The sequence below is a fragment of the Corynebacterium parakroppenstedtii genome (assembly GCF_019754935.1).
Taxonomy (GTDB): Bacteria; Actinomycetota; Actinomycetes; order Mycobacteriales; family Mycobacteriaceae; genus Corynebacterium; species Corynebacterium parakroppenstedtii.
The window spans coordinates 1,203,679-1,218,009 of the sequence record NZ_JAGSOA010000001.1; the positions used below are offsets into that span (position 1 = coordinate 1,203,679).

General features: G+C 59.3%; 9 protein-coding genes. 4 read left to right on the top strand and 5 right to left on the bottom strand.

Features of this window, described 5'->3' with window-relative positions:
- Positions 1–352: 352 nt before the first annotated feature.
- The 4 genes from aceA (at position 353) to KCQ76_RS05115 (ending at position 6,541) form a co-directional block, all read left to right on the top strand.
- Positions 353–1,648, top strand: a complete 1,296-nt coding sequence (aceA, locus tag KCQ76_RS05100) for an isocitrate lyase (protein ID WP_046203239.1) — start codon at positions 353–355, stop codon at positions 1,646–1,648.
- 74 nt (positions 1,649–1,722) lie between these two features.
- Positions 1,723–3,219 carry an acetate metabolism transcriptional regulator RamB gene (gene ramB, locus KCQ76_RS05105; protein WP_046203240.1) on the top strand — a complete coding sequence of 499 codons (1,497 nt, stop codon included), beginning with the start codon at positions 1,723–1,725 and terminating at the stop codon, positions 3,217–3,219.
- 262 nt (positions 3,220–3,481) lie between these two features.
- A complete protein-coding gene (locus KCQ76_RS05110) occupies positions 3,482–4,912 on the top strand; it encodes a dicarboxylate/amino acid:cation symporter (RefSeq protein ID WP_082089733.1) in 1,431 nt (476 codons plus the stop codon).
- Between the two features lie 69 nt (positions 4,913–4,981).
- Positions 4,982–6,541 carry a phytoene desaturase family protein gene (locus KCQ76_RS05115; protein ID WP_046203241.1) on the top strand — a complete coding sequence of 520 codons (1,560 nt, stop codon included), beginning with the start codon at positions 4,982–4,984 and terminating at the stop codon, positions 6,539–6,541.
- Between the two features lie 82 nt (positions 6,542–6,623).
- On the opposite strand, the gene KCQ76_RS10795 is transcribed toward KCQ76_RS05115, so the two are convergent.
- From KCQ76_RS10795 to KCQ76_RS05135, 5 genes are all read right to left on the bottom strand, one after another.
- Positions 6,624–8,186: a carboxylesterase family protein gene (locus KCQ76_RS10795; protein ID WP_046203242.1), complete on the bottom strand. Its 1,563-nt coding sequence runs from the start codon at positions 8,184–8,186 to the stop codon at positions 6,624–6,626.
- Between the two features lie 51 nt (positions 8,187–8,237).
- Positions 8,238–9,923, bottom strand: a complete 1,686-nt coding sequence (locus tag KCQ76_RS05125; protein ID WP_046203243.1) for a carboxylesterase/lipase family protein — start codon at positions 9,921–9,923, stop codon at positions 8,238–8,240.
- 99 nt (positions 9,924–10,022) lie between these two features.
- Positions 10,023–11,177 (bottom strand): hypothetical protein, encoded by a 1,155-nt coding sequence (locus KCQ76_RS11060; RefSeq protein ID WP_306421826.1) that lies wholly within the window; start codon positions 11,175–11,177, stop codon positions 10,023–10,025.
- A gap of 36 nt (positions 11,178–11,213) precedes the next feature.
- Complete coding sequence (locus KCQ76_RS11065; RefSeq protein WP_306421827.1) at positions 11,214–12,245, bottom strand: FAD/NAD(P)-binding protein; 1,032 nt, start codon at positions 12,243–12,245, stop codon at positions 11,214–11,216.
- Positions 12,246–12,291: 46 nt separating this feature from the next.
- Complete coding sequence (locus KCQ76_RS05135) at positions 12,292–13,893, bottom strand: alpha/beta fold hydrolase (protein WP_082089732.1); 1,602 nt, start codon at positions 13,891–13,893, stop codon at positions 12,292–12,294.
- Between the last annotated feature and the right edge of the window lie 438 nt (positions 13,894–14,331).

Sequence of the window (14,331 nt, forward strand, 5' to 3'; positions counted from 1 at the left end):
GTGACGCACAAAACACTTTAAAGTGACGCGAAACACAGCACGCAGTTATCTAGATCATATTTTGTATTAATGCAGCTCATTGCCGGTTGTCGATTTTGTGATCTAAAACATACGGTGGCGTAAGTTTGCAAACTTTGCAAAATCCCCCACTACCCCCGCACAAGAATACGATCTTAAAAGTCATTGACGTGCGTTTTCTCATCGGTAAAGGTTAAGACCACGCCAACGAGGCCACCACGGCCACCGGCTACACAGACATTCACCAAAGTCGTATTTTCCGTTTTTCTACGGATTTAGCCCGATATGTGGGTGTCAATGTCTCTAGAACTTAGACCTCATAGGAGTGAACGAAATGTCTACGGTTGGACAGGCCCGTACCGCTGAAGAAATCAAGAAGGATTGGGAGACCAACCCTCGGTGGAAGGGCGTCACCCGCAACTACACGGCGGAGGATGTGGAGGCGCTCCAGGGTACCGTCGTTGAGGAAAACACCCTTGCCCGCCGCGGCGCAGAAATCCTTTTTGACTCCATTCACGAAGACGGCGACGGCTACATCAACGCCCTCGGCGCCCTCACCGGTAACCAGGCTGTCCAGCAGGTTCGGGCGGGGCTCAAGGCCGTGTACCTGTCCGGTTGGCAGGTTGCGGGCGACGCCAACTTGGCTGCTCAAACCTACCCCGACCAGTCCCTCTACCCCGCTAACTCTGTCCCACAGATCGTGCGCCGCATCAACAACGCACTTCTTCGTGCCGACGAGGTTGCGCGTATCGAGGGCGACACCAGCGTCGATAACTGGCTGGTCCCCATCGTTGCCGACGCCGAGGCCGGCTTCGGTGGCGCTCTTAACGTCTTCGAGCTGCAGAAGGCCATGATTCAGGCCGGTGCGGCTGGTACCCACTGGGAGGACCAGCTGGCCTCAGAGAAGAAGTGTGGTCACCTGGGCGGCAAGGTGCTGATCCCCACGCAGCAGCACATTCGTACGCTGTCGTCGGCACGGTTGGCGGCGGACGTTTTGAACACGCCGACCGTGATCGTTGCCCGCACCGACGCCGAGGCCGCCACACTCATCACCTCGGACGTGGACGAGCGCGACCAGAAGTTCATTACGGGCGACCGCACCGCGGAGGGCTACTACCACGTTCAGAACGGGATCGAGCCCTGTATTGCTCGTGCAAAGTCCTATGCCCCCTACGCGGACCTCATCTGGATGGAGACCGGCACACCGGACCTGGAGCTGGCCAAGAAGTTCGCCGACGGTGTCCACGAGGAGTTCCCCGACCAGCTGCTGGCCTACAACTGCTCGCCGTCGTTCAACTGGTCCTCGCACCTGGAGAAGGACGAGATCGCGAAGTTCCAGAACGAGTTGGGCAAGATGGGCTTCAAGTTCCAGTTCATCACCTTGGCTGGTTTCCACTCACTGAACTACTCCATGTTCGACCTGGCTTACGGCTACGCCCGCGAGCAGATGACGGCCTTCGTGGACCTGCAGAACCGCGAGTTCCAGGCTGCCAAGGAGCGCGGATTCACCGCCGTCAAGCACCAGCGCGAAGTCGGTGCCGGCTACTTCGACCGCGTTGCCACCACCGTGGACCCCAACTCCTCCACGGTTGCATTGAAGGGCTCCACCGAGGAAGGCCAGTTCCACTAGGCCTCCACTAGGTCGCGTCGAGGAATCTACGCAAAACCCCTCAATTGCCCTTGACGACGCTCTATTGTTGTCGCATGAGCACTGGAGCTGACAAGGAGGGTTCGTCCTCGCGGGTTTTCGTGGGGGCGCGGCTCAAGCAGCTCCGAAAAGAACGAGAGTTAAGCCAAGCAACCCTTGCGCATTCTCTCGGGCTCTCTGCCAGTTACGTTAACCAAATTGAAAATGACAGTCGCCCACTAACCTCGTCGGTTCTTCGGAAGATCACCCATGTTTTCGGAATCGACGAGGCTTTCTTTTCGCGCGAAGACGATTCCCGTCTCGTCGCCGAGGTTCACGACGTCACCCTGGACCGCGAGGTATGCCCCACCAGCATCGATGTGCACGAGGTGGCGGATCTTGTCCGCTCTCACCCGGAGCTTGCCCGCGCATTGGTGGATATTCACCGTCGCTATCGCAATGTCTCGGACAAGTTGTCGCTGGTCACGGAGGAGCGAAACCGGTCGGATGTGGAGGATTCGTCGACGGGATCCGACGCGCTCACTATGCCTCACGAAGAGGTTCGTGATTTCTTTTATGCCCGCCAGAACTATATTGATTCGCTTGATGGGGCGGCCGAGGAGCTTGCCGGAACGCTGGGCCTGGGCGTTCCCAATATCAACCACGTCGAAGATTGCGTCGCAACGCGGCTGAACTCGAAATATGGGGTCGAGGTTCGCTACATTTCGCACCTGGATAGCGCGGGGCATGGGCACACGGATACCGCCGAGGACATGGTGCAGCACCGGTTTTCCCCCGACACCGGCGTGCTCACCATCGATGCCCACCTCACGTCTGGACAGAAGGCTTTCCGGATGGCTACGGAGCTTGCCTATTTGGAGGTCGGCGATCAGCTCCATTCTCTTGTCGACGAGGACCCGCGGTTTACATCCGACGAATCCCGGCAACTCGCGGTGCGGGGCGCGGCGACGTACTACGCAGCAGCGCTGGTGTTGCCGTACACCAATTTCCATGCTCAGGCAGAGCGCGCCGGCTACGACATCGAGTACCTGTCGACGGCCTACGGCATGGGGTACGAGACGATTTGCCACCGCTTATCTACCCTGCAACGCCCGAAGCTGCGGGGAATACCGTGGACCTTTGTTCGCGTGGACCGCGCTGGGAATGTGTCCAAGCGGCAATCGGCGACGGGCTTTCATTTCACACATTCCGGTGGCACTTGCCCGTTGTGGAACGTGTACGAAACGTTCTCCTACCCAGGGAAAGTGATGCGCCAGCTAGCGCAGATGCCGGATGGGCGTACGTACATGTGGGTAGCGCGGACGGTGAAACACTATCGACGACGGTTCGGCCAGCCGGGAAAAGTGTTCGCCATCGGCCTGGGGTGCGAGGCGCGTCATGCGGAACGCACGGTGTATGCCGAAGGCTTAGATCTCTCGGACTTGGCGGCCGCAACTCCGATCGGGCCTGGGTGCCGTGTCTGCAGCCGTACTGAGTGTCCCCAACGGGCATTTCCCTCGATCCTCCATGACATACGAATTAATACGCATAGTTCGTCGGTCAACCCGTATTAGCTCGTACGAGCGAACTCACACTCATGGCGTGGCGACGAGTGTCGGCTGAGCGCGGGGTGTCGGCCAGGCGACGGTGGTCACGCCGATGAGTGATATGTCACGTCAGGAATAGTTGCCCACAGTCGCAGGTTGGAACCAGGGACGTCACCACGTAATATGTGCGTCGGTTATAAATAGACAGACCAGTCTGCACGGGCTCCGGCTTGACCAGCCATAACACCTCCCGCCGTCCCGCACGCAGTTCCCACAGCGAAGGAGACACATGGCCGATTCAGCTGACACGAAAACCGACACAAAACTCAACAACACCGTCGATGAGAAAAAGAAGTTCCTCCCCGGGTGGATGACCGGGTTCGGCGCCCAAGTGATCGCCGGCCTTATTATTGGCCTCATCCTCGGTTTTATCGCCCGCGCTCAAAGCAACGGACTCGACGGCGACAAGGAAGGATGGCTAGGCTCGCTGCTCGACGGAGTCGGCACTGCCTACGTGCAGCTTCTGAAAGTGATGATCCCACCGCTGGTCGTCACCGCGGTCATTACCTCTGTGGCAAACCTGCGGAAAGTGACTAACGCGGCGCGGCTCGCGATCAGCACGCTCGTGTGGTTCGCCATCACCGCGTTCTTCTCTGTCCTCGCGGGAATCATTGTCGCGCTGGTTATGAAACCTGGTGAAGGTACCAGCGTCGACGCCTCCACGGCTGCGGACCCATCGCATACCGGCAGCTGGCTGGCCTTCATCGAGGGAATCGTCCCATCGAATATCTTGGGGCTGGGTGCATCAACCGCATCAAGTGGCGATGGCATTGACCTGTCCTTCAATGTGCTCCAGCTGCTGGTTATTTCGCTGGCCATCGGCATTGCAGCCGTGAAAACTGGGCACGCGGCGGAACCGTTCCTGCGGTTTAACGAATCCGTCCTCAAGATCGTGCAAACCGTGCTGTGGTGGATTATTCGCCTAGCACCGATTGGCACGGCCGCGCTGATCGGGCATGCCGTGTCGAACTACGGGTGGGACGCGCTCGGTTCGCTCGGCAAATTTGTGCTTGCTATTTACGTTGGCTTGGCCATTGTTCTGGGCATTATCTATCCCACGGTGCTCGCCACCAATGATCTTTCCGTGTCGGGTTTCTACCGCCGCGTCTGGCCTGTGACCAGCTTGGGCTTCGTCACGCGCTCGTCGATGGGAGTTATGCCTGTCACCCAGCGCGTCACCGAGCAGCGCATGGGTGTGCCATCGGAGTATGCGTCCTTCGCTATCCCGCTGGGTGCGACCACCAAAATGGACGGGTGCGCATCGGTCTACCCCGCGGTCGCCGCGATTTTCGTCGCCCAGTTCTATGGCACTCCCCTAAACTTCACTGATTACCTACTCATTATCTTCGTTTCGGTTATTGGTTCCGCGGCGACGGCTGGCACGACCGGTGCAACGGTCATGTTGACATTGACATTATCGACGCTGGGCCTCCCGCTATCCGGTGTCGGCTTGCTGCTGGCTATCGAGCCGATTATCGACATGGGACGCACGGCTGTAAACGTGACCGGGCAGTCCCTGGCCACAACGGTGGTGGCGAAGCGCGCCGGAATTTTGGACATGCCCACGTGGGACGCTGGCGACCATGACTGGGAGGATGCCCAGAAATCCGAAACGGGCGAGGAGCCCTCGCCGGTTCACACGCCGTATAATTCACCGTGACGTGAAGCAACATGGGGCTGCTTCGGGTTACTACGGCTTCGGGCGATTTTCGGGTGGAGGGAGGTGCCTGTGACTCAAGCGTTTGTTGTGGGCAGTGGCCCGAACGGACTCGCGGCGGCCGTCACTCTCGCGCTCGCTGGGTGTGACGTCACTGTCATTGAGGCTCAGAGCACCATCGGCGGAGGTGCCCGTTCCACCGAACTGACCCTGCCCGGACTCATCCACGATCACTGCGCGGCGATTCACCCACTCGCGCTAGAGAATCCGCTCCTGCAGTCTTTAACCAGTGACGATAATGCGAGCCTGGAGTGGTTATGGCCGGCAGTGCAATGCGCGCATCCGCTCATCCAAACCGCACGGGGTGGAGCCGCGCCCGGCTCCGGCGGTGCTGCCGCTGCCTCCGCTGGCGCCGCGCTCTATCGCGATGTCCACGCGACGGCCCAACAGTTTCCCACTGCACACGATCGGTTCTGGTGGGAGCGACTATTCCACCCTCTGGCCAGCAACTTTGCAGAACTCGCGCCAGATATTCTTCAGCCGCCCTTACGACTATTCCGGCGGCGGGCACGGCATACAGATAAGACAGTCGGACGCCGATGGGGAAATCTTCTCCGCTTCGGCGTTCCCGCAGGACTCCCCGCTGTGGCTACTTCCCACTTATGGCAATCCCCAGAGGCCCGCGCGCTCTTCGCCGCCGTCGCTGCGCACGGTTTTCGGCCGTTGACGGGCCTTGGCTCGTCCGCCATCGGGATGATGCTCACCACCGCCGCCCATGCACGCGGCTGGCCCGTCGCCAAGGGTGGTTCGCAGGCCATCACCGATGCTTTTGTTCACGCTCTGCAGCGATCCGGCGGACACGTCACAACCGGCAGCGCTATCAGGTCTCTTGACGACCTTCCTGCCGGCGCTAACGACATCGTCATGCTGGACACGACACCGCAAGCCGCCCTAAACATCATCGGCGCTAGCCGACGTCCTCCGCAGGTGCCCGCTCATGTGCGCGCGGCTCTGTCGCGGTACAGGTACGGTCCGGGCGTTGCCGTTGTGAATTTCGCCATCGACGGAGATATTCCGTGGACGTACCAGCCGGCCCGGCGCGCGGGAACTGTGCATCTGGGTGGTTCAGTGCGCGATATTCACGCCGCTGAGCGGGAGATCAACCGTGGTCGCCTACCGGAGCGACCTTTCGTGTTGGTGACCCAACAGTACGTTGCCGATCCGTCGCGGAGCAGCGAAAGCCTCCACCCCATCGACGCCTACGCTCACGTTCCGGCGGGATACACAGGGAATCGCTCCGAGCAGTACGACGCGTCCGCACTGTGCGCCTCCATCGAGAGACAAATTGAGCAGTACGCGCCGGGATTTCGCGAGAGAATCGTCGCTAAGAAAATCAGGACTCCCGCGGATGTTGAGCGCGACAATGCCAATTTTGTGGGTGGCAACATTACAACCGGGGCGAACACACTCGGCGGGTTACTGGGCAGGCCGCGATTATCGACGAACCCGTACACGATCTCCGCTCATGGCGATGGACCGCGTGTGTACTTGTGTTCGGCGGCGACTCCTCCGGGCGCGGGGGCGCACGGGTTGTGCGGCCTTTACGCTGCTCAGGCTGCACTGTCACGCTAGCGACTGCACTGTCACGCTAGCGACTGCACTGTCACGCTAGCCGACAAGCACAGCGCGGTGTGAACCGCGGGCTCCTACTACGCTATTTCGATCCGACGTTCGCGAAGTCCACGCTCGACCACGCCTCACGCATGTCGTGGCGCGGATCGTTCACGGTCGTTTCGCCGTCGTCGCCAAAGATGTGCGTTGATCGGTCGTCGGAGTAGGGGGTGAAACCGGGGGCTCCGTCGTGAATGAAGTCCCGCCACCGGCGTTGCATCGCTGCCGTCGTTGCTTTGATGCGATCCAGGCCGCCGATAGTAAACGCTTTCGAAGCAATCCCTGAGTCATACCGGCCGAAAAGGAGCGGGAGATCCCAAGTATGTGTCGCCCCCAGTCCTAATGCTTTGAAGAAAGGTGTGGAGGCGTCGAGGCGGTACATCCACACGTTGCTGGGCGACCACCGTTCTGCCAGTGCGATCGACGGAGCCCAGAACAGGCAATCACCAAAGAGGTCAGCGCACTCTGTGCGTGATTGGCCATTGCGATACATCTGTCGGAACACGTCAGCGGCGTCTGGCCCAATAGATTCGGCAAAACGCTGGGCCCGGTGACGTTGCGTTGCCGTCGTGACTCTCCTGAGCCGCATGAAGTAGTATTCGTGGCTCACTGTTCCGATCAGCAGCGGAACTTTGCCACCAACCCCGGGGGCAGTTGGCGTGATCTCCAGCGGGTGACGCGGAAGGAGGTCACCGTCGATAACGGGGGCAAAAGGCCCACCGAACTCCACGTTTTTCACGTTTTCCTGAAGCAGCGCTCCACTTAGCGCCCCTATTGTCCGCGAATCCACCGTCAACGGATTGTCGCATCTGTCAAACAGGCGGTTGGCCCACAGTGCGGCTAAGTCCGGGTGGTGCACCATCGCCAGTGGCGGCGAGAGCATGATGACACCGGCTATTACCTTTTCCAGCTGGGGCACGGCGGTTAGGGATGCAACCAGCCCACCTCCCGACGATTGCCCCATCGCGATAATCCGATGTGGATCCCCACCAAATACTTCCGCGTTGTCACGGATCCACGTCACGGCCATCACGGCGTCGGAGAGCTGCGTGTTGGTATCGAAACGGTCAGCGGGGAGGTCGGGCTGCGGTGTTCCATAGCTCAGCGACAGTCCTCCTGCCACCCCGATACGGTAATTCACAGCGACGACGACGGCGTCGAGTGCCGTCGCCAAGTACTGGGCGGAATATAGCCTTTTGGCGGCGGATCCGAATGCGTTTGATCCGCCGTGGAAAAAGACCACGACAGGCCGACGGGCTGTCGGATCGACAGCTGATCGTGATGACGGGTCGCGAGGAACGACGACGTCGAGCCACAAGCAGTTTTCTGACCCGATGACACCGTGGTCAGCGTTGCGGATTTGTATGCAGGGGCTTCCGGACTGGGTTGCTAAGAGGGGTGTTGACCAGGGCTCTTTGGGGCGGGCACGACGAAAGCGTAGATCACCGGTGGGTGGTTCGGCATAGGGGATGCCCCGAAACGCGGCCACGCCCGTTTCTGCGTGGCCAACGACCGGGCCGGTGGTGGTTTTCACGGTCCAGTTATCGCGAAATGCCCACTTATGTGGTGAAGCTCGATGAGAAGAATCATTAACAGGAATTGACACATTTATAATTGTAGTAAATACAGCGAAATAAATATTCCTTATTTGACGAGATTAATTCGTCAGATCGACGTCTGACCAGGCCCGACGCAGGTCACCAGACGGATCTTCTGCTGTACGCTCGCCCGCACTAAAAATCTGGGTCGCAAAGCCGTCACTGAGTGGCGGGAACCCTGGATTGCCAGAATGGATAAAATTCTTCCACCGAAGTTGCATCACGGCACTGGTAGCCCGCATCTGATCGTGGCCACCCAAATACAGCGCGTCGGGGCCTTTTCCGGAATCATAGCGTTCAAATAAGAGCGGCAAATCTAGAGCGTGCGTCGCGCCCAACCCGGACAGCCGAAGCGAGGGTGTCACCATATCGAGTCGATACATCCAGGCTTTCCCTTGTGGCCACCGGGACGCTAATTGCAGTGATGACGCTAAGAACAAGGCATCGCCGGCAAATCTCCCACACTCCGCACGGGAGCGGCCTCCGCGATAAAACTCTGCCAAGATTTCCGGGGCACTCCCACCAATGGATTGAGCCAACCGACGAACGCGCGCGCGTTGGGCGCGAGTCGACATGCGTTCCCACCGCATAACCAGGTATTCATCGGCGTTCGTCCCAATCAGGAGCGGGATGTCCATGCCCGGGGTGCCGTCGTCAACAGGTACTTCTTGGCGTTCATCCCGTGATTTTTTGTGCGGTTCGTCATGCGGAGACGATGAGCGAATAGCCAGGGGATGCCGAGTCATAAGGTCCCCGTCGACAGTCGGTGCGAAAGGGCCGGAAAACTCGAGGTAGTCGTCGTTAATGACGTTCAAGCGTTCGGTGAGGTGCGCGAGTTGCATGGCAGAGATGCCGTTGAGGTCTGGATTTTCGGCTCTCGCACGGTCTGCCCACCGGCCTGCGGCTGCGGGTGAATGAACCATCGCGACGGGTGGGGATTGCGCGATAGCTCCAGCGATGATTCCGCGGAGCTCCGGTACGGCGGTGAGGGCAGTCACCATTGCGCCACCCGAGGATTCACCCATGATCGTGATGCGGGCGGGGTCTCCGCCGAATGCCTCAGCATTATCATGAACCCACCGTACGGCCGTGACGAGATCCGATAGACCCGGGTTGGAGTCTGCCCTGGTGACGGGCTCTGTGACGACGTCCTTTAAGCGGTTGGCCTTCAGCGCCTGCGCTGATTCATGCGCTGAGTAATTTAACGACAGCTGCCCCAGGATTCCCACACGATAGTTGACCGCCACGACCACCGCATCCATGGCTTGAGCGAAGTACTGCCCGGTGAGCAGCGGTTCGTTGGCGGAGCCATGGACGTTCGACCCACCATGAAAGTACACGACGATGGGACGGCGAGCATCCCGATCAATCATATGGCGCTGGCGTGCGGTCGTGCCCCCGTTGCCCGGGCGTCGTCCACCCGAGCGAGTGGCCGTTAAGGGAACGACAACATTGAGCCACAAACAGTCTTCCGACCCCACCCACCCCACGGACTTATTGCGATACTGGGCGCAATAGTCGCCGGGGTGGTCCGCGATCAGCGGTTCTGTCCATGGTTCCACTGGTTGGGCACGCCGGAATCGCATGTCGCCTCGGGGCGGTTGGGCGTACGGTATTCCGCGGAAAGCAACGACGCCTGTTTCGGCATGCCCTTTGATGGGGCCAGTGGTGGTGTCAACAATCCAGGCGCCGCGGAAGCTGTGATTGCGTCGCGACGATGTACGGGCGTGTGTGTCAGCGTTCATGGCTCCGGTCATGGTGTGGGCCAGTGTAGAGGAATTGTGATTGATGATGTCGAGGGCACGTGCCGACGTCGGGGGTCCGACGATTACTTGCCGACGTCGCTACCCACGCGGGATACCAAGCGCGCTTGCCGCTGCCGCATCAGTTTCCTGCAACATCAGCGGGTCAGTACCTGGCATTGGCGAAATGGTGGTATCCGCCCGCATCTCTTGGAGCGGAATTCCCAACATGTGGATGCGCGGATCGGTTGCGCCGTCGGAATGGATAATCCGACATGTAGTCATGTCGACTTCGGGTGCTCGGGTTGGGATGAGGTGCCGTTTGGAACTCTCACCGTCACGTGTTGCGCTGTCCTCATGTGGTGTATGCAGTGCAAATGGCCTCATTCTTCCCGACGCCACCAGCGCTCGCGTTAGCGGATCCGCACTCCTCGTAACGTTCGGTTTGTGTTGCCACGCATCGATCAGCGTCGTGGAATACACGGGGTGTGCGCCCGTGGTGGGCGAGGTCAGCACGAACTGTGGTTCGTCGTCGTGGTCGGTGGTCACGCCGACGATCGGATCGGCGCCTGCAAAAACGACCAGTCCAGCGTCGATAAGAGCGATCAGCTCCGCGGTGCGGAACGCGGGCGGCCCGGAGCCGACGTTGGCACCGATCCGGACGAATTCGGCATAGTCGCGCCTGCGTGACTCGGGGGTGAATTGTCCTGGTTCATCAGCAATGGCGACGGTTTTGCGCGCGGCTCCGATGACCTGCAATCCCGCCTTGACCGCTGATTCCCGGCCTCGGCGCGCTTCGGCCAAGTCATTCTTCAACGCTTCTTTGACCGCCTTGGTGAGGGCGCGGATGGCGGATTCGGTGTCTGGCACATCGGAATCTGTCGCCTCCGGTAGCTCGGCCGCGATCCTGGACATCGGATCGGCGTAATAGGGCAGGTCAAAGCGGTCCGGGGGAACAACCAGACCATCGAGCCGTGGATCATTGTGAAGCGACCAGGGGTCTGTGGTTGGGTCGTCGATAATACGGAGAATCTGGCTGAGTGCCTCGTCGGAGCCGCGAAGGAGCACGCGATAGTAGGCAGCTTGTGCGTCGCGCAGGATCGCCGGCCACAGGGTGGTGGAGAAATCGATACTGCCTGCAGGTGAATCACTGGGTAGCGCCTGGATCGCGGACTTCAGCCGAGGCATCGGTGCCGCCGGCGGGAGCGAGCCAAACACGGGTTTCGGCTGGTAAGGGTACCCGTGGTGGGATGTCACGATGAGCCGCGGTTCCCGGCCAGAGAGCTTATAGCTCTAGCTCAGGTCAAACGGGGAGGACGATGTGCGTTGGTACTCTCCGCCACGATCGATTGTCAGCCTTGCCATGAGGTCAAAGAAACCCATGCCCAGGCCCCGCACGATGACGTCGGGCCGGTGTGCTTGTGAATCGTTTGGTGCCGCATTCTTACTAGTGCCGTGCCCGTCGGCAACGGAGTCAAGATCCTGATCAGCCGGGTGGCCGGGGTGGATCCAGGTCAGGTTCGGGTGCGCGGCGACACTCGCGCCCAGTACCGATTCAGCGGTGTTCGCGGTGGTGTCGGTCCAGCCGAGCGCCAATATGGTGGCGTCTGCGTCGACGGATGTTCCGTCGGACAGCGTGACGGTGTCCCGAGAACTCGTCTGTGCAGCGCGTGTTTTTTGCTTGCCGACGGGACCATCATCGCCTCCATGTACACCCGTGCCCGCGTCGCCATCAGCCCCTTCATCGCTTAGGCGGATATTGACGGCCCTGGCCTTATGAATATGCACAGTCACGCCAGGAATTGTCCGAAGTCGGTCCACGGCGATGCCGAATACCCACCGCAGGTAATGCCCATACAATGCGCGCGAAGGGTGCGATTCAGGACGTGCTTGGCGGATCTCTGCCTCGTAATCCACTGGCATGGTGGGAGGGAATTCACGAAACAGGTCCGTTTTCTTGCGTGCGCGAGAGGAATCAGTGTCAGTTGGCCGAGGATGCACAGCATCGCCGCGGAGCAATTGAAACCACTCGTACAGGGTTGGGCCTTCCAGGACGGGGCCGCGCACGGTCGATCCCGGCTCAGTGAAGAGCGTCACTGCGTCTGCCAGAGTGTTCATGCATAGTGTGGGTGATTGGTCAGTCCTCCACACGCGGCCCGCGCCGGGTTCGACGTCGTCAATAAGGTGAATAGTAACCCCGACAGAGAACGACATAGCGTTGCCGTCGGCCGCAGCCTGATCTGACGAGTCCTGCAGTAAACTTCCGAGCCGCTCCAAGACTGAGATCCCGCGTGGTCCGCCACCAACAATCGCTATCGTTCGCATAATGCCACGGTAGCGCCCGCCCCTCGGCAAGAAAAGACAGGGCTGTCTAGTCCCCCTCCATATAGTCAGCGACAATATGGGCAGCGTCATCAAAGTCATTAACCAACACACCGTGGCTGTAACCCGAGTACGTGTGGAGTTCCCCGCCCATCGCATCACGCATCTCGGGTGCTCCCGTTCCGGTGACCGCGGTGTCATTGTCGTAACTGAGGTGCAGCGGCTTAACTTTCAGCTTGTCCCCGGACACCTTCTTAAACGGTTTGTTCGTAGGCCAACCATCGCAATACGCGCCACTGGCCAGCATGTCCTCGTTCAAATCTATGGCATCCCCCGGGACAATAACGGACGCGTAATAGGGGATCAGCTTGGACCGGTCCGGAGGCGTCGCATTCTCATTACACGTAACGACGTTGCTCTGAATGGCCATGACCTGCGCAAGTTTTTGCTGGATTTCCTGCTGTTGCTGTTCCTCCGGCGTCGGCTCGCCGCCGTTATCATCCTCATCCGACGACTTCCCTGAGTTGGTGCTTGGATCCTCCAGGTGAGTCTTCATCGTACTCAAGTGTTCCGCCAGTTTAGGCCACGACTTTTGGCTATACAGCGCCCCCATCACCATTGAGTTCGGCGTCGTGTATTGAACCGGCGAAATCGCGTCGGTATAGAGCTTGACCGCATCGACCACCCTGCCAGTGCGCCACGCAACAAGGTCGGCCGCGTTCACGAGGGCTACTGCTGCCTCGGCGTAATCGTCGGGAATTGCCGCGACATCGCGACGGTCCGCCGATTGCGGGCGGACAGGAGCTGACACCCCATATTCGTCATGAATCACTGCGGCGAAGGATTGATACACCTCACGCGGGGTCGTCCCTAAGTGGTACTCGCTATCGCGCTCAGCCCCCCAGGAGAAGAATTCATGTATAGCTTCATGGCGGATAGCTTGTCGTTTTTCTGCGAGACGGAAAACAAGATCATTGGGTGAAGCGCTTGAATCAAAAATCGCTTTATTCGTATGCTCCGGAAATAAGGTTGCATATGTCCCCATAAGCGGCCCTCCATAGGAAAGCCCATAAAGATTGAGCTGATTTTCGCCCAAGAGTTTTCGAGCTTCTTCTAAATCGCGGGCCGTATTTTCTGTATTGACTGTTTTTGTATACCCAGGATTATGCGATTCGCAGGCATCATAAAGCATTCCTGCCGTCATATGCGGCGTGGTGATCTCTGGTTGGCAATTCAGCGGCGTTCCCCACGTTAGCCCGCGGGGCTCCACCGCAATGAGGTCGTAATTCTTGCCGACGCTCTCAGGCAGATGAACCGGCTGCGCTCCTTCGCCTGTATCACTGGGGTCGCTAAACATGCCCAGCGCGTCGCCACCTGGACCGCCCGGATTACCCGCAATAACGCCTTTCTTCTCCCCGCTAGCAGGGATTTTGCTCATGGTGAGTTCGATAGTCCCCGCCGAAGGATCCTCATAGTCTTTCGGAACCATAAAAGTTGCGCACGTCGCCCGGTCGGCTACTCCCGACCCTTCTGGGCACGGCCCCCATTTCAGTTGAGATGACGGTTGTTGCGCATCCCCGGCATGTGCTGGAACCGCGGCGGAAAAGATCAACAATGTACTGGCTAGAAAAGCTGCGCCGTGTTTTTTCATGATTCAACTTTCTTCGGTGGAATTGAGGGGCTTCGTCGGCTTCAGTGGTGCCGGGGGTCATGGGGGGGCATCGGTCGATTAACGAAATCGATGAAAACCAAAGGGATGACACCGATTAAGGGGTACCGTCCATGTATATCAATAGATAGAGCGCACGCATATCAATAACACGCGTGGACAGGACATCATAGAGGACGCTCGACAGGCTTTTTCGCTGCTCATCTACGCATTTCACCTTCTATAGAAAATGTGTTTTACTTTCATTGAATGTTTTTCTGGAGGTTCACCGAACCGCTCCCTGCTATCGATCACCCCTGTATAGATTTCGCCAAGGAATCACGTGAATAACGGTTGTACATCGTCACCACCCCGCATGCCGTCGCGGCGACGGACCAGCGGGGTTTCCTTTGGGTGTCGCTCCCGCCGGGACCAGTCCGG